Consider the following 15,587-nt stretch of genomic DNA (forward strand, 5'->3'; position numbering starts at 1 on the left):
GTTCCTAAAAGGCGATTTAGTTGTGGGGCACCCCAACATTTGACAAAGAACCATTAAATCCGGTTAATGGCCGCAACTCGCTGAGTCATAGCCTTGTGAGTATAAATCCGGTTCGTGATATCCTTGGAAGAGTAACCAAGGATAAGCTATCTTATTTTAAGGTCCACTTCGGCGTTACTGAGAAGTGTCATATTGGTATAGAGCATGCTCATATTATTTTGATAACTCAGGGGGATACTTGGAAATTTGGTCCCGAACAGAACCAAATGATGGCTATCACCATGGCAGTTTCATCTATATGTAGGAGCTGCCGAAGTATACCGATGATCTTGTGAACTGGGTGCGGCGCAGTAGGGATAATCTTTCCGATAAGGAAAAGAAAGCATTGCTGAAGGCCATCCGAAAAGTAAAGGGACAGGCCGATGGATTAAGACCCGACACAACCGTCTACAATCACTTTGGAACGTCTTTATATGAGCTCCTCGAAAAAGTAGACGGGGGAAACAAAAAAACCATTGAGAGAGCCATCCAGACGGCCGTAGAGGAAAAAAGCCGGTACGTTGCTGAAAATTGCCCGGACGGAAGCGGTGAGGGCCCGTTACGATGCATTCATAGCCCGCTACGGAGAAGATGAAGACGTGGTGGCCTACCAGTGGAAGCTAGGAAGCCGGCATCCGGCGGAAGACATTTGTGATATGTACGCTGAGGCGGACCTGTACGGCCTAGGGAAGGGCGTTTTCCCAAAGGACGCCGCTCCGGTGAATCCGGCTCATCCCCATTGCCTGTGCCACTATGCACCGGTATATGAGTCAGAGCTGGAAGGGAAGAAACGGTCCAACAACGTGGAAGCTAGCGGCAATGCCTGGCTGAAGAATCAGTCTCTCAGCGTCCAGGGAAAAATCCTAGGCGTCAAAGTGCGGGAGGAATGGAAGGCCGGCAGGGCTGGATGGAGAAGGCAAGAAACTTTGAAACCGAGGGGCTAAAAGAATCAAGATTGACCAAAGAATGATAAAAATGACCCCAAAGGTAAACGTCGCATGGCGCACGCAGATCTTTACTATCGTGAAATTATCAACAACGGGAAGGAAGCATGTAGCGGAAAAAATTCAAAGAACACGGAATTGACCATTCGTTTTATTGGGGCAGTTTATGATCATGTTTTTGTAAATAAACATGTTCTCAGTGATGGATATCGGACTTTTGGTAAAAGTTGCGATATGGCGGTCTCTTTCCAATGGTTATTGACGAATCAATCCACAAAGGCCGATTTAGTGCTTTTACGGCATGAGCATATTGAAAGCGCAATAGAAAAAAGGTACAATTAAAAAATCACAAAAGCGCATAGTATGGCTGAACGGAAGTATAGTTACAATCAGGCTTTGAAAAAGGCGGGGAAGATGATTACTTTAATTCTTGATGGGGGTTTAGGTGATGAACTGATTTATCGTTATTCTCCTGATCCTGTAAAAAGTGGCTTGGTTGCGTTCAATCGCAATAATGGAGAATGGCGATATATAAAAAAATTGAGGATTTGCCGGATGCTTATACAGAAATGCTTGCAAATGCAGCGAATAAGGTTATGAACGCCACACAAATTCTTCAGAATTTTGTGGTTGTGTTTTTTTTATGTTAGCGTGACGGAGCCCTTTGCCGTGAGCAGAGGGCTTTTCTTATGCCCGAAAAGGAGAGAAAAACATGAAAAAGGATGAACCCATTCCTGACAACAAGAGCACCGGAAGCGATGCTCCTCGAAAAGGCCAGTGCGCCTGGCATTCGGCTGCATAGGCACCGTCCTTAGGCGGGTTCGGTACTTGCCATACAAAGGCATCAGCTCTCCGCAGTGAGGACAGAGGAAATCGGTATGGCGTTTCTGGCTGGTGACTACCCATTCTGTGGAATCGGCTAAAGGATCTTCGGATGCCAGACAAGGTAATCGGGGTCTTGGCAAAACAGGTCTGCTTGAATAATCTATTGGATAGAGGATTGCTCAATTCTCCTTTATTTTGGCTTGGTTACCTTATATTTTGGGGAATTTGATGTTTTTTTCAATATCTATTTGTCTACGACCTCGCAGGTTTAAACGAAGATCCATTTGATGAAGAACACCATAGGAAAATCGAGACCTGTAAATGAAACTTGTCCTCTTCCATTGACCCAGCTCGGGTAACAATAATATAATGGTAAGTCATGGAGGTTACTATGGACCCAATTATCGAAACAAGAGCGCTCACTCATACGTATGTGGATGGGCAAAATGAAGAAATGATAGCTCTGGATGGCATCAGTTTATCTATCATGCCTGGTGAGTTTGTAGCCATCATTGGCACCAATGGGAGCGGTAAGTCAACGTTGGCTCGTCATTTCAATGCCCTTTTGACGCCGACGAAGGGAACCTGTTTGGTAGGCGGCCTTGATACGTCTGTTGAGGAAAACCTTTGGCAGGTACGTCAGACCGTAGGAATGGTTTTCCAGAATCCTGATAACCAGATTGTTGCAGCTGTCGTCGAAGAAGATGTGGCCTTTGGCCTTGAAAACATTGGCGTGCCGGGACCAGAAATCCGGCCTCGAGTGGAAAAGGCTCTTACTGATGTGGGCATGCTTTCTTACGCTAAGCACGCACCGCATCGCTTGTCGGGCGGACAAAAACAGCGCATCGCGATTGCCGGCGTTGTCGCTCTTGAACCCAAATGCATTGTCTTTGACGAGCCAACAGCCATGCTCGATCCGAAAGGACGCAAGGATATTGTCGATACGGTGCTTCGTCTTAATAAGGACAAAGGCATTACCATTGTCTATATTACGCACAAGATGGAAGAAGCCATTTTGGCGGACCGCGTCATTGCCATGAAGGACGGACATATTGAGCTTATGGGGTCACCGAAGGAAGTCTTTACCCAGGTAGACCGGATCCGTGCCTTGGGCCTTGAATGTCCCCTTGCGGCGGAAGTGGCATCGGCTCTTAAAAAAGGCGGCCGCGACTTGCCGAAAATCCTGACCCATAAGGAGCTGTGTGAAGCATTATGTCCATCGAAGTAGATCATATTTCCTATACCTATATGGCCCATACGGCTCTTGAGAACAAGGCCCTCGATGATGTGTCCTTTACGGTGGATAAGGGCGAATTCGTGGCTCTTATTGGTCATACGGGAAGCGGCAAGTCAACCTTGGCAGAGCATTTGAACGGCCTTCTTCACCCCGATACGGGCGAGGTCCGCGTCGATGGGGTGGACCTTGCAGGAAAGGATGCCGCGGCAAAAGCAGCCCGCGGCAAGGTCGGCATGGTTTTCCAGTATCCGGAACATCAGCTCTTTGCCGAAACCATCTATGAAGATATTGCCTTTGGGCCCCGCAACCAGAAAAAAAGTGAAGATGAGGTGGAAGCGTCTGTGCGGCGCGCCATGGCCTTTGTTGACCTAGATTTTGATACGTTTTCTCAGCGTTCTCCCTTTCAGCTTTCAGGCGGACAGATGCGCCGCGTCGCGATTGCTGGCGTCGTTGCCATGGAACCGGATTACCTGATCATGGATGAGCCCAGTGCCGGTCTTGATCCTGTGAGCCGGGACAACATTTTCTCCCAGCTGATGAAAATCTTCGAAAAGCGCCAAATGGGTGTCATTCTCATTACCCATTCCATGGAGGAAGCGGCCCAGTACGCCAGCCGCATCCTTGTCATGAGCGGCGGCAAACTTCATTTGGACGGGCCCAGCCGCGATATCTTTACAACGGAAGGAAAGACCCTCCAGAGACTTTCCATGGATGTGCCGGAAAGCGTCAAGCTTGCCCAGGAGCTCCGTGAGAATGGCCTTCCCCTTGAGGGAACCCCGCTTACGAAAAAAGAGCTCATCAGGGCCATTCAAAAAGCAAAGGGGTGGAAGGTATGCTGACAGAAATTACGTTGGGACAGTACTATCCCGGGTCGTCGCCCATCCATCACCTTGACCCGAGGACCAAGATCCTGGGCGTCCTGTTTTATATGGTCATGGTCTTTTTGGCATCCGATCCGCTAGGATATGGGCTCTTAATTGCCTTTTTGGTCCTTGCCGCGGGTCTTGCTAAACTGCCGCCCGGTCTTCTGCTGAAATCCATCAAACCCCTCTGGGTCATCATTCTTTTAACCCTCTTGATCCACTTTTTTACCGATCCTGGTGAAGTGCTCTGGCACTGGAAGTTCTTGAGTCTCACTAAGGAAGGCATCATCATGGGCGTCAAGATGTCTCTTCGTCTGGTCCTACTCCTTCTTGTCTCGAGCCTCATGACCTTTACGACATCGCCTATTGTCCTTACGGACGGTATTGAAAGCCTGCTGCGGCCTTTCCGCCGCATTGGCGTGCCCGCCCATGAACTTGCCATGATGATGACTATTGCCCTGCGCTTCATTCCGACCCTTCTAGAGGAAACGGACCGCATCATGAAAGCGCAGATGTCCCGCGGCGCTGATTTTTCATCAGGCAATCTCGTTCAGCGAGCAAAGAATCTGCTGCCGATCCTGATTCCTCTTTTCATTTCCTCTTTCCGACGGGCCGATGAGCTCGCCCTTGCCATGGAAGCGCGCTGCTACCATGGTGGGGAGGGACGGACCCGGATGCATGAACTTGTTTACGGGAAACGGGATGGCGCTGCCCTTGCCGTCATGCTGATTCTCTTTATCGTTCTTGTGTACCTGCGCTGGGGGATGAGCGCATGAAAAAGACCATCATGGCTGTGGTTGCCTACGATGGCACCAATTACCAAGGGTTCCAGCGCCAAAAGGACTATGGTGTCGGTGTCCAGCAAGTCCTTGAAAAGGCGCTTTCCACGGCCCTTCATGAGGACATTTCCATCAAGGCCGCAGGCCGTACGGACGCGGGGGTCCATGCCTTGGGCCAGGTCATTTCCTTTGAAACGTCGTCACCCATTCCTCCGGAGAATTATCGGCGTGCCCTGCAGCATCTCCTGCCGCCTGATATCGCCATTCGTGAAGCCTTTATAAAGCCTGACGGCTTCCATGCCCGTTTTGACGCTCTTGATAAGACGTATCGCTATACCGTCCTTTATGCGCCTCTGCCGGATCCCTGCGCGCGGCGCTATGCTTGGGAAGTGCGGTCGTCCCTGACGCTTGCTGCCATGAATGAGGCGGCTGCCCTTCTAGTGGGGACCCATGATTTTTCTTCCTTTAAGAACCAAGGCAGCGAAAAGACGTCGCCTGTAAGGACCCTTTATGAGGCCTATTGGACGCAGGAAAAGGAACGCTTCACCTTTACGATTCGGGGTGATGGCTTCCTCTACCGAATGGTGCGGAACATCGTCGGATGCCTTGTGAAAGTGGGGACGGGGGAGTGGACCGTCGCTGACTTTGCGGCTGTCATGGCGGCCAAGGACCGGAAAAAAGCCGGCGTGGCGGCGCCTGCCTGTGGATTGTCCCTGGTTCACGTATCCTACCCGGAAGAGACTGCAGAGAGATAAGAACTTTCTTTGCAGTCTTTTTTGCTATATCTTAAAGTTATGGATTCATTATCTTTTATTGTATTTTTAAACGTGGGATGCCCTTGGTATACTAGGTGGTGGGTTCTTATAGAAGGGTAAGGAGATCTATCGATATACCATCGATTGTATTTTCTGTTAGGCTTTAGTAAAATAGGAATTCAAAAAAGAAACTTGGAGGAGGCTGTTTATTTTGATTTTTGGGAAGCATCAAGTGGCCCTAGGTGTCCTGGGGATGCTTATTATGGGGCGTGCCCTGCCAGTATGGGCAGCTGAAACTGCTGATGGGAACGTGCAGGAAATTGTCATTACGGCAAACCGGATGGAAAATAAGAAGGTTGATACACCGGCCAATGTGAGCCTTGTTTCCAGTGAAGACCTGACGAACTGGAACAGCCGTTCCGTTGCCGACGCCCTTGAAAACGTACCGGGCGTACGGGTTGTACGAAACGGTCTTGGCACCAATGGAGCGAATGTATATCTTAATGGGGAAGAACGGGTCCTTTTCCTCGTGGATGGCCGCCGCGTCAATACCAGTATGGGGAATACGTCGACGCGGGAGACCTTTGATGCCAATACGCTGCCGCCTGTGGATCTGATCGATCATATTGAAATCGTCAAGGGCGGTGCTTCCACCGTATATGGGGCTGACGCCGTGGGCGGTGTCATCAATATCATCACCAAATCCCCGGAAAAGGTTTCGGGCAAGGTCCATGTGGGCTACGGCTCCTGGGGCAACCAGCAGTGGGGCTTTGATGTAGGCGGTAAGGAAGGAAAGACCGGTCTTGTTGTGGCAGGAAATAGGGAAAAAGTCTCCTACCTCAAATATAAGGACACGAACGGCGATACCAAGAAATGGCCCGGTCAGTCCAACTACACGCAGGACAGCATGTCCCTCAAACTGACCCAGGACTTCACTGACCAGGATGGCCTCACTTTTACCTATGATTATTCCGATCTCGATGGGTTCAGCCCCTATTCTGTTGTAGATTATTACAGTTCCTCTTTTGTGACGAAAAAGACCAATAACGTAAGCCTTATGTATGACTGGAACCGCAATGAAAAAAACAGCGGTTTCCTGCGGGCTTACCGGAACTACAACCACTATTATAACTACGGTCATATGTACGAAATGGACTGGGCCGTAGAAGGACAGCAGAACGTGGCCCTTTCCGATACGAACCGTCTCCTTGCTGGGGCCGAGTTCCGTCATGCCAGCGTCAACAATACGGACTTTTATGACGAGAAAAAAAGCTATGAAAATCGTTCCCTTTATCTCCAAGATCAATGGGAATTGGCACCGACGTGGCAGCTCAATACGGGCCTTCGCTATGACAACTATCACAATCTGGCAAGCCGCACAACAGGAAGCGCTGCTATCAATAAGAAGTTTGATGAAGATAGCCATGCCTATTTCGCGTGGAATCAGGTCTTCAAGGTCCCGAATATGGATGACCTCTATTACTGGTCTTCTTGGGGCAATGGCGCTGGTTATTTTGCCAATCCTAACCTTAGGCCGGAAACGGGCAATGTCTATACCTTGGGCTGGGACTTCAAATCCTCTCCGTCAACGGATTGGCATGTGAGCGCCTTCTACAGCAATCTCCATGATGCGATTCGCTGGGTCACAGATGACTATATGGCCTATCATACACTCAATGTAAGACGCGAAAAGAAACAAGGCTTTGAAGTTTCGGCAACGCATAAACTGAATGACCATTGGGACCTCAATGCATCCTATACGTATGTGAAGGTCCGTAAGGATGAAAGCGGCGACGGCTATGTCCGCGACCTTAACTATGCGCCCAACTATTATCAGTTCGGTGCCCGCTACCATGATGATGCGTGGAACGTGAACCTTGTGGGCCGTGCAGCAAATGGCCTATCTGGACAGCGCTATGGGGAAAATCGCTATCTTACGCTGGACCTCAATGCCCGCTATACCTTTGATAAGCACTGGACGGGCTTTGCCACGATCTATAACCTCAATAATGCTGCCTATGCGGAAATGGGCGGTGCCCTAAACGGTCAGGACCGCTATCCTATGCCGGGCCGCCGCGTCATCGTTGGGGCAGAATATAAGTTCTAAAATAGGCCAAATCCTCCTTACAGGAAGGGCCAACCATGATATAATAAGGGAACCGCTTACGGGCGGTTCCTTTATTGCTTACCATGAAAGGAGGCGTCTCATGAAAAGAAAGCCTGCGCTTTTATTGTGCGTCCTCTTCCTTTTTCTCTTGCTGCTGACGAGCTGCGGCAAAAGCACTACAGAAGGCGCTTATTCGGCGGTGGATGCCCGGGGAAAGACCGTTTCCCTTTCCCACGAGCCGCGACGCATCCTGACAGACTCCCTGCACCTTGACGAGACGCTCCTTACGGTTGTTCCTAAAAGCCATCTTGCAGGGGCCTATTATCTTGACGGCGAGCCCGGTCTTTCCTTTATTGCCAAGGAAACAGAAACGCTCACAAAGGTGCGGGAGTATACGCCGGAACGCATTGCTGCCTTACAGCCTGATGTCTTTGTCGTGTCAGACTGGTCAGACCCTCTGCTTGTAAAAAAAGTAGAAGAAATGGGGATTCCTGTTTTTTTCTGCCACGGACCTGTTACGGTCGCCCAGATTGAGGATAATGTGCGCCTCCTTGCCCTTTTGACGCGGCAGGAAATCGTGGGCCGTAAGGTCATTGCCAGAATGGAGCGCGAACTGGACGAGATTGAAGAGGTTACTGCAAGCCAAAAAGGCCGCAAACCGGTGGGCATCCTCCTTTCTCTCATGAGCCAGTACGGTGGGGCAGGGTCCCTTTACGATGAATTGGCCGCTCGCGGCGGCTGGGTTAACGGTCTTAGTAAGGGAGGATTGAAAAACGGGATGCCTTTATCGAAGGAAGCTATCCTTGCAGCGCGGCCTGACTTTTTTCTCGTCTCTGACCCCTATCCGTCTGAATATGAGGACTATGAGCATTTTTTGCAAGGCTTTTTCGCTGATCCCTTTTACGCATCCTTGAGGGACTCTGTACGGATGGAACGACTGGCCGATCGTTACGTCTATGATGCATCGCCTATGGCGGTTTACGGCATCAAGAAAATGAGCAATCACGCCTATGGCAAGATTCTTTTTCCTGACGAACCGGAAGAACTCCTGAAAGGATATGAACCATGATCGACCTTATCGATGTGACGGCAGGCTACAGGAATCGGCCTATAATCAAGAACTTTTCCCTTCGGTTGGAACGGGGCAATTTTGTCGTCCTCATTGGCCCCAATGGGGCGGGAAAAAGTACGCTGCTGCGGGTTATGGCAGGCCTTTTGCCGATCAACCGCGGAATGCGCCATCTTGACGGAAAGGATTATGAACGTTATTCACGGCGTCTTTTTTCCCAGCGCGTGACCTATCTTCCCCAAGACCGGAACCTGTCCCTTCCTTATACGGCCGTGGAAATCGTCCTTTTTGGTGCCTATGCCCGTCATGGGCTTTGGGAAACGCTGGGTGAATCGGAACAGCGTAGGGCTCGTGAGGCCCTCAAACAGGTCGGGGCAGCTGCCCTTTTTGATCGGCCGGTGACAGAACTATCCGGTGGAGAGCGGCAGCGCGTCCTTCTGGCCCGCTCTCTTTTTGCGGGTGGGGAGACTTACCTGCTTGACGAGCCAACGGCAGAACTTGATCCTGTTGAAGAAGAACGGGTCATGCATACCTTTCAGGGACTTTCCCGGAAAGGGGCCTGCGTCGTCATGGCCCTTCATGATCTGTCCCTTGCCGCACGTTATGGAAATCAATTGGTCCTGCTTGGAAAAACGGGAGCCATCGCAGCCGGGCGTCCTGCCGAGGTCCTTGCTGCGGGCGTACTTTCAAGGGCCTATGGCGTTCCCCTTCAGGTAGAACGCAGCGAAGGGTTCATTATTACAGAAGATAAAGGAAATCATCCTACTAAGGAAGAAGGAATTTGGGAATGATTGGTATCAAACAAGGCGTTGAATGGTTTTTGCGGGGCGGTCCTGTCATGTGGCCCCTGCTCCTATGTTCTATGGCCTCATTGGCACTCATATTAGATCGCTTTGCTTTTTTTCATCGGGCCGATACGGACCGCAGCTTTGCCCGTACTTTTTGCAAGGCTTTGCGCCGCGATGACTGGCAGGAAGCTGATCGTGTCGCCCAAGCGACCAAAGGTGGGGAGGCTCATCTTGCCGTGCGGCTCCTTGATGCACCGGAAGAAATTCGCGCCCAAGAAGCCTTTATCATGAGCGAAAGCAAACAGGTTCTTGACCGTTATAAGGAAGGCCTTTCCTATCTATCCGTCATCATTACCTTGGCACCTCTTTTGGGACTCCTTGGGACCATTACGGGAATGATGGCTTCATTTGGAAACCTAGGTTCCCGCTGGGAAAATCCCTTTGCCGTGACAAGCGGCATTGGGGAGGCCCTCATTACCACGGTCTTTGGTCTTGCCATTGCCATCGTGACTCTTTGCTGCCATGCCTATTTTGAGGAACGGGTCCACCGCATTGCCCTTGATATGGAAATGATTGCCAGTACTTTCAGCGAAGCCATCGTGCGCCAAAAGAAAGGAGACCAGTCATGATCCGTCTGACTGATGACTCGGAAAAGGAGCCAATCATCCAGCTAAGTCCTATGATTGACCTTGTGTTTCTGCTCCTTGTGGTCTTCATTGTGGCGACGATGTACCTTACCCAGACCCATGCTCTCCCTGTTAATCTTCCCAAAGGAGAGGCTCCCCTTGTTGAGCAGAAAGCAGTAACGGTTACGATTGATAAAAAAGGAACCCTCCATCTGGATGGAAAGGCACTTTCACCGAAGGAACTAGAAGAGGCTGCGCAGCAGCTTCCTAAAGCGACTCCTGTCATCGTGGAAGCAGATGAAACCGTGCCTTATGGCCGGGTTATGGGAACCCTTGAAATCCTGCGCCGCGCCCGCGTCACAGATTTTTCCCTTGCTGTAGAAGGCGGTAAAGCATCATGAAGCGTTTGCCCTTAAAAGGGTCTTTGCTGCTGTCCCTTGTCCTTCATCTTATTCTTCTTTTTGCCATAGGATTGATGGCCGGCCGGCGTACGATCCAAAAACCACGTCTTCTTATAGGCGTAAAGCTTATGGAGCCGGGCCGTGGGACAGAAGGTCACGATTCTTCTGCAGGCGGCAGCAAAGAGGCTTTGGAACATTCGCTTTCCTCCCTTACCGCTTCTATGCTGGAAGAAGGCCCTGTGAAGGATGATGCGTCGCCTGATAAACCGCGGAAAGCCTCCATGGCATCCTACACAGGGAATGGGTCCGCTGGTGGAAAAAAGGCACCCATGGAATCAGGGGCCGGTACTGGAAGCGGAACGGGAATCGGCGTAGGCAGCGGTGATGGCAACGGTGACGGCCGTGGCGGCGCTTCCGGGGAAGGCAATGATGCTTCGCGGGGGGCAACGCTGACGAGCTACCGCAAGATCTATCCCCAAAGTGCCCGTCGAGCCGGTGAAACAGGGAGTGTCGATGTTGGTGTTGCCGTCAGTGAAGAGGGCAGCGTAACAAGTGCTTGGGTGACTGCTTCAAGCGGTTACGAACGACTGGATCAAGCCGCCCTTGATTCAGCCTACACTTGGCATTTTGACCCTGCCCTTGATGCAGCCGGCCGTCCCATAGCAGGAGAAACCGTGATTCGTGTTCGTTATGAATTGAACTGATTGTGAAAGGATGGATTGCCATGAAAAAACTTATGACAGCACTTTTCATTTCAGCAGCCCTTGGTATGCCGTTTTTAGCTGCTGCAGAGGCGAAGGGAATCGACCTTGTCCAAGCCGCTCATCTGACGGTTGAGCAAAAACTTGAAGGGACCGTGCATAATCAAGTGGTCTATGCCCAGAATGGTCTTGCAATATGGGATCAGATCATTGAAAAAGAGTCCCTTGCCATCCACTATCCAAAGATTCATTTGGCAGGTCATGGGGATGAGGCCCGGCGCATGAACCGTTATTTTCGGAAACGGGCCAAGTCATCGATGAAAAATTATGAAAAAGCGACGCTCCCTGATGCGAAACTGACAAGTCATGTCAATTATCTGCTTTCCTATCATGGCGATCAGTTTCTTTCCTTCCGGGAATATGGCTATGATTACTTTGAACGGGCGGCTCATCCAACGAGCTGGGAATTGGGTGTGACTTTTTCCATAGAGACGGGCCGGCCTGTTTCTTGGCAGGAAGTGCTTGCGGCGGAAGGAAAGAAAGCTTATACGTTAAAGGAAATCAATCGCCGCCTCTTCGCGTCGTCCTATGGAAAGGCGCATGCTTTTTATTACGATTTTAAGGGCCTCACGGCACTTCCTAAAAATTATTACCTAGATGAAAAGGGAACCATCCATTTTGTTTTTGGACAATACGAAATTGCTCCTTATTCAAGCGGAATCATTGATCTTCCGATGAACTGAGGAATCGCCCCATGAGGCGAAACGGAGGCCTTCCCCAAGGAAGGCCTTTTCTTTGCAAAGTTTCGTTAACCTATATAAAATATAGTTGAACGAAAAAGAAAAAAAGAGTAGGATAACAGCGTATGAAACGAGTACTGGATTTTATCAAAGCCTTGGGGGCGTTCCAAGGAAAACGCTATGACCACAGCTATATTGGGCGAGTAAGCATTGCTTTTTGGGGCGAGGAGGATGCTTCCTGCACGTTTTCCTGCCACCGTCAGTGGCAGAAAAAAAGCGTGGAATGCCTGCGCGTGGAAGCAACGAACAAGGCAGGAATCCTTGTGGGTCTTTTGGAAGCTTGGATTTTCTTTTCTCCCAATATCGTTCCTGCAATACCCAAACAGGATCCTTTTCCAATGGGGACTCTGTGGAAGACCTATTCCCGTGAGTCGGTCATTCAGTTTGCCAAGGAAACAGGGGACATGAATCCCATCCATTTAGCGGAGCGTCCCGTTGTCCAGGGGCTCTTGCTCCTAAAGGACCTTGCTGCCTATGGGAACGATCCGGACTTTTTATCCATGACATTTTCGTCACCCCTTTACGTTGGGGAGCCTATTTATCTTGAGGAGGAACCTTGCCATGACCGAAAACTCTATGCATCAAGCTCGCGGGACTTTGTCCGCTCAATCGTCCGTCCGGAAGATGACCTTGACGGGTGTCTGTGTCGCGCTGTTAGCGGCTTCGGCGTACATTTCTTTTCCGCTGCCTTTTACTCCGGCCATGGTGACGGCACTCACCATCATGGTTAATTTCGTTGCTTTTGTCATGACCCCCAAGGAAGCGGGACTGACGCTCTTGATCTATCTTTTATTGGGAATTGTCGGAGTTCCTGTCTTTGTTGGCGGGACGAGCGGGATTGCCAAGATCATTGGACCAACGGGCGGTTTCAATATTGGATTTTTGGTGGCGGCTATGGTGATGAGTGCTGTACGCGGCAAGAGCCATGATTTCAAGAAACTCATCATGACGGGAATCTTTGTCGGCATGCCCATCATCTATATTGGCGGCTGCATCAGTATGTATGCCGTAAACCGCATCAGTGTTTGGGCTACCCTTTTGACGGCCGTCATTCCTTTCCTTTTTGGAGATGTTGTCAAAGTTGTCATTGCTGCCATGATAGCCGTTAGGGTCAGTAAATTCCGCGTAGGTGCCTGATGGAGGAGGCGGTCTATCTGTTAGGGGGACTTAGAAGTCCCATTGGCCTTACTGGCGGTGTTTTTCAAGCGATTCGTCCGGAAGAATTGGGGGCTGCCCTCTTCCGGGCGATTTTTGCTAAGCTGCCTGAGGCAAGAAAAGCAGACGAAGTGATGGGGGGCAATGCCGTTGGGAGTGGGGGAAACCTCATGCGTCTTACGGCCCTTATGGCAGGACTTGATGAAAAAGTGCCTGCCCTGACCCTTGATATGCAGTGTGCGTCTGCCGCAGCGGCGATTGTTATGGGGTATGCCAAGATTCGGAGCGGTCTTTCGGACCTGATTATCTGCGGCGGCCTGGAATCGACCAGCCTTCAGCCTCTTCGACAGTATGCCCCCAAGGATCCTCGCTATCATGAAAAAGGCTTCAAGGTGGCCCAGTTTTCCCCGGATACGATAAGTCCCCGAGCCATGCTCGAAGGCGCGGAACGGACGGCTCAGCTCTTTGACGTAACGCGGGAGGAACTTGATCCTTGGGCCGTGAGAAGCCATGCTCGAGCGGCTGCGGCTAGACCTGTTGTAGCCCCTTTTATCGCCCCCTTATTCGGTGTTTGTGAAGATGAAGGCATCCGGCCTCACTTTTCCCAAAAACTGGCACGCCGCATGCCGACACTCTTTACGGAAGAAGAAACGAGGAACCTTCTGGGGGATGCGGCACCGATTCGGAAAATCGTCCCGACCTTGACCGCGGCAACGAGCTGCCTCACTCATGATGGGGCGGCCTTTGTCGTCCTTGCGTCGCAAAGGAAAGTGGCGGACCTTGGACCCCACGTAAAACCGCTGGCACGGATCATAGGTGCTGCCGACGTTGGTGTTGATCCACGGTTAAGTCCTTTGGGGACCCTAAAGGTCGGAGAAAAGCTCTTGCAGCAGGCTGGACTTCATTTTTCTGACATGGACAGCATTGAATATAATGAAGCCTTCGCGGTGATCAGTGCTCTGTTTGCCCGGCAGCATCCGGAAGCCTTGGATGCCTATCTGCCTCTAGGAGGGGCGCTTTCCTATGGGCATCCTTACGGCGCAAGCGGGGCTATCCTGACCATTCATGCTTTGGCCCATCTCACGCGGAAAAAGGGACGCTTTGGCCTTATTGCTGTGGCTGGGGCCGGTGGAACGGGCAGCGGTCTTTTATTGGAACGGGTGTCATGATGAATTATATGGATCTATTGCTGACGCAGGCAGGAAAACTGCCGCAAAAGGTGTTTCTGGTGACGGAAACGAAACGCTTGACCTATGAGGCCGTGTGTGATGCGGCTCTTTCCTACGCAGCGCGTCTCCAGTCCCTTTCCTGCCCTAAAGGGACGCTTCTTATTGTCCGGAAAGACCCGGTGGCCCAGCTCACTGCTTTTTTAGGTGCCCAAAAAGCAGGGTTTGTGCCTATTTTAGGTCATCCGGACCTGACGCCTCTTCTAGCGGAAACACTGTCCAAAAAGCGGGGCATTGCCTATATTGATGATGGGCAGTTCCGAGTGGGGCAATCGGGGAGCATGGTGCCCCAAGGGGCCATTATGGGCGTCCTCAGTTCCGGCTCAACTGACCTGCCCAAGCTTCTTTTTCGGACTTATGAAAGCTGGGCTGATTTCTTTCCTGAGCAGTGCCGCATTTTTGGCCTCAAGAGGGATTCCGTTGCCTTTACGGAAGGAAGCATGAGCTTTACGGGAAATCTCAGCGTCTTTGCCAGTGTGCTTTATGCGGGGGCTTCGCTTGTCATGGGAGAGGGGCTTTATCCCAAAAGATGGGAAACCCTTCTTTATCGGGAAGGCGTCACCTATCTTTACCTTGTTCCTGTTAAACTAAAACTCTTTTTGCGGATCATCAGGCACCCTTTTCTTTCTGTCACTACTGTTATGGCGGGGTCCCAACTCCTTGACCGCGATACAGCAAAGGCCTTGAAGCGGGCTTTTCCCCATAGTGAGATCTATCTTTATTACGGAGCCACGGAACTCAATTATGTTACGTACCTTACCTACAAAGAACTGCTCCAGCATCCTATGAGCGTTGGTCGTCCTGTGAAAGGGGTCAGCGTCGACATTCGGGATGGCCTGATCTATATTGATACTCCGTATCATGTAGCGGGCCTTTCCCAGCCTTGTACCTTGGGGGATGAAGGCTTTTTTGATGAAGCAGGCTATCTAATCTTTTTAGGCCGAAAGGGGGATGTGGTAAGCATCGGCGGTCTGACCATCAGCTGCAGCAAAGTGGAAAACGCGCTCTTGTCATTGCCTTATGTGTCGGATGCCATTGTCCTTTCTGTAGCCGATAGAAAGCGGGATGAAACCATGGCCGCTTTTCTTGTCCTTAAAGAAGAAAAGAACCAGTCGGCCATCCGGATGGACCTTAAGACCAGGCTCATGATCCAGGAAATGCCCCGTCATCTCATCATCTGCTCTGAACTGCCTCTTACTGCAGCTGGAAAGGTTGATCGCAGAGCCCTTCTAAAAATGCTCGAAAACAAAGGAAGTCCGATCGTCTGATAGG

At 50.8% G+C, this 15,587-nt stretch carries 18 protein-coding genes; all 18 read left to right on the plus strand.

The features are described from left to right. Positions 1–560 precede the first annotated feature (560 nt). Positions 561–983 carry a hypothetical protein gene (locus tag DW817_RS00005; RefSeq protein ID WP_243634016.1) on the plus strand — a complete coding sequence of 141 codons (423 nt, stop codon included), beginning with the start codon at positions 561–563 and terminating at the stop codon, positions 981–983. 54 nt (positions 984–1,037) lie between these two features. Next, entirely contained in the window at positions 1,038–1,325 is a 288-nt protein-coding gene (locus DW817_RS00010) for a hypothetical protein (protein ID WP_120110233.1), read from the plus strand. A gap of 21 nt (positions 1,326–1,346) precedes the next feature. Then, positions 1,347–1,583, plus strand: coding sequence for a hypothetical protein (locus DW817_RS00015; RefSeq protein ID WP_035224381.1), 237 nt, complete (start codon positions 1,347–1,349; stop codon positions 1,581–1,583). A 616-nt stretch (positions 1,584–2,199) separates the two neighbouring features. Continuing rightward, positions 2,200–3,036: an energy-coupling factor transporter ATPase gene (locus DW817_RS00020; protein WP_021736906.1), complete on the plus strand. Its 837-nt coding sequence runs from the start codon at positions 2,200–2,202 to the stop codon at positions 3,034–3,036. Then, positions 3,021–3,884 carry an energy-coupling factor transporter ATPase gene (locus DW817_RS00025; protein ID WP_021736889.1) on the plus strand — a complete coding sequence of 288 codons (864 nt, stop codon included), beginning with the start codon at positions 3,021–3,023 and terminating at the stop codon, positions 3,882–3,884. The genes DW817_RS00020 and DW817_RS00025 overlap by 16 nt, the downstream gene beginning before the upstream one ends. After that, positions 3,878–4,684: an energy-coupling factor transporter transmembrane protein EcfT gene (locus tag DW817_RS00030; protein ID WP_014128147.1), complete on the plus strand. Its 807-nt coding sequence runs from the start codon at positions 3,878–3,880 to the stop codon at positions 4,682–4,684. Before DW817_RS00025 ends, DW817_RS00030 begins: the two co-directional genes overlap by 7 nt. Beyond that, positions 4,681–5,442, plus strand: a complete 762-nt coding sequence (gene truA, locus DW817_RS00035) for a tRNA pseudouridine(38-40) synthase TruA (RefSeq protein ID WP_009015552.1) — start codon at positions 4,681–4,683, stop codon at positions 5,440–5,442. The genes DW817_RS00030 and truA overlap by 4 nt, the downstream gene beginning before the upstream one ends. A 211-nt stretch (positions 5,443–5,653) precedes the next feature. After that, a complete protein-coding gene (locus DW817_RS00040; RefSeq protein ID WP_120110237.1) occupies positions 5,654–7,549 on the plus strand; it encodes a TonB-dependent siderophore receptor in 1,896 nt (631 codons plus the stop codon). Positions 7,550–7,649: 100 nt separating this feature from the next. Next, positions 7,650–8,618, plus strand: coding sequence for an ABC transporter substrate-binding protein (locus tag DW817_RS00045; protein ID WP_009015550.1), 969 nt, complete (start codon positions 7,650–7,652; stop codon positions 8,616–8,618). Beyond that, the gene (locus DW817_RS00050) at positions 8,615–9,409 is read left to right on the plus strand and encodes an ABC transporter ATP-binding protein (protein ID WP_120110241.1); all 795 of its coding nucleotides are present in this window, start codon (positions 8,615–8,617) and stop codon (positions 9,407–9,409) included. The genes DW817_RS00045 and DW817_RS00050 overlap by 4 nt, the downstream gene beginning before the upstream one ends. Next, positions 9,406–10,035 (plus strand): MotA/TolQ/ExbB proton channel family protein, encoded by a 630-nt coding sequence (locus tag DW817_RS00055; RefSeq protein WP_120110245.1) that lies wholly within the window; start codon positions 9,406–9,408, stop codon positions 10,033–10,035. Before DW817_RS00050 ends, DW817_RS00055 begins: the two co-directional genes overlap by 4 nt. Further along, complete coding sequence (locus tag DW817_RS00060; protein ID WP_009015547.1) at positions 10,032–10,433, plus strand: biopolymer transporter ExbD; 402 nt, start codon at positions 10,032–10,034, stop codon at positions 10,431–10,433. The genes DW817_RS00055 and DW817_RS00060 overlap by 4 nt, the downstream gene beginning before the upstream one ends. Then, complete coding sequence (locus DW817_RS00065) at positions 10,430–11,137, plus strand: energy transducer TonB (RefSeq protein ID WP_120110249.1); 708 nt, start codon at positions 10,430–10,432, stop codon at positions 11,135–11,137. The genes DW817_RS00060 and DW817_RS00065 overlap by 4 nt, the downstream gene beginning before the upstream one ends. Before the next feature lie 20 nt (positions 11,138–11,157). Beyond that, positions 11,158–11,877, plus strand: coding sequence for an RsiV family protein (locus tag DW817_RS00070; protein ID WP_016459734.1), 720 nt, complete (start codon positions 11,158–11,160; stop codon positions 11,875–11,877). A gap of 122 nt (positions 11,878–11,999) precedes the next feature. Continuing rightward, positions 12,000–12,665 (plus strand): MaoC family dehydratase, encoded by a 666-nt coding sequence (locus DW817_RS00075; RefSeq protein ID WP_009015544.1) that lies wholly within the window; start codon positions 12,000–12,002, stop codon positions 12,663–12,665. After that, entirely contained in the window at positions 12,658–13,071 is a 414-nt protein-coding gene (locus tag DW817_RS00080) for a biotin transporter BioY (protein ID WP_243634017.1), read from the plus strand. The genes DW817_RS00075 and DW817_RS00080 overlap by 8 nt, the downstream gene beginning before the upstream one ends. Further along, positions 13,071–14,258, plus strand: coding sequence for a thiolase family protein (locus DW817_RS00085; RefSeq protein WP_120110257.1), 1,188 nt, complete (start codon positions 13,071–13,073; stop codon positions 14,256–14,258). Before DW817_RS00080 ends, DW817_RS00085 begins: the two co-directional genes overlap by 1 nt. Further along, positions 14,255–15,583: an AMP-binding protein gene (locus tag DW817_RS00090; protein ID WP_120110261.1), complete on the plus strand. Its 1,329-nt coding sequence runs from the start codon at positions 14,255–14,257 to the stop codon at positions 15,581–15,583. Before DW817_RS00085 ends, DW817_RS00090 begins: the two co-directional genes overlap by 4 nt. Positions 15,584–15,587 lie beyond the last annotated feature (4 nt).

The organism is Acidaminococcus sp. AM33-14BH (assembly GCF_003603525.1).
GTDB lineage: Bacteria > Bacillota > Negativicutes > Acidaminococcales > Acidaminococcaceae > Acidaminococcus > Acidaminococcus intestini.

Coding starts and splice junctions, on each gene's coding strand:
- DW817_RS00010 (WP_120110233.1), top strand. CDS start 1,038: ATGGCGCACGCAGATCTTTACTATCGTGAAATTATCAACAACGGGAAG.
- DW817_RS00015 (WP_035224381.1), top strand. CDS start 1,347: ATGGCTGAACGGAAGTATAGTTACAATCAGGCTTTGAAAAAGGCGGGG.
- DW817_RS00020 (WP_021736906.1), top strand. CDS start 2,200: ATGGACCCAATTATCGAAACAAGAGCGCTCACTCATACGTATGTGGAT.
- DW817_RS00025 (WP_021736889.1), top strand. CDS start 3,021: ATGTCCATCGAAGTAGATCATATTTCCTATACCTATATGGCCCATACG.
- DW817_RS00030 (WP_014128147.1), top strand. CDS start 3,878: ATGCTGACAGAAATTACGTTGGGACAGTACTATCCCGGGTCGTCGCCC.
- truA (WP_009015552.1), top strand. CDS start 4,681: ATGAAAAAGACCATCATGGCTGTGGTTGCCTACGATGGCACCAATTAC.
- DW817_RS00045 (WP_009015550.1), top strand. CDS start 7,650: ATGAAAAGAAAGCCTGCGCTTTTATTGTGCGTCCTCTTCCTTTTTCTC.
- DW817_RS00050 (WP_120110241.1), top strand. CDS start 8,615: ATGATCGACCTTATCGATGTGACGGCAGGCTACAGGAATCGGCCTATA.
- DW817_RS00055 (WP_120110245.1), top strand. CDS start 9,406: ATGATTGGTATCAAACAAGGCGTTGAATGGTTTTTGCGGGGCGGTCCT.
- DW817_RS00060 (WP_009015547.1), top strand. CDS start 10,032: ATGATCCGTCTGACTGATGACTCGGAAAAGGAGCCAATCATCCAGCTA.
- DW817_RS00065 (WP_120110249.1), top strand. CDS start 10,430: ATGAAGCGTTTGCCCTTAAAAGGGTCTTTGCTGCTGTCCCTTGTCCTT.
- DW817_RS00070 (WP_016459734.1), top strand. CDS start 11,158: ATGAAAAAACTTATGACAGCACTTTTCATTTCAGCAGCCCTTGGTATG.
- DW817_RS00075 (WP_009015544.1), top strand. CDS start 12,000: ATGAAACGAGTACTGGATTTTATCAAAGCCTTGGGGGCGTTCCAAGGA.
- DW817_RS00080 (WP_243634017.1), top strand. CDS start 12,658: ATGGTTAATTTCGTTGCTTTTGTCATGACCCCCAAGGAAGCGGGACTG.
- DW817_RS00085 (WP_120110257.1), top strand. CDS start 13,071: ATGGAGGAGGCGGTCTATCTGTTAGGGGGACTTAGAAGTCCCATTGGC.
- DW817_RS00090 (WP_120110261.1), top strand. CDS start 14,255: ATGATGAATTATATGGATCTATTGCTGACGCAGGCAGGAAAACTGCCG.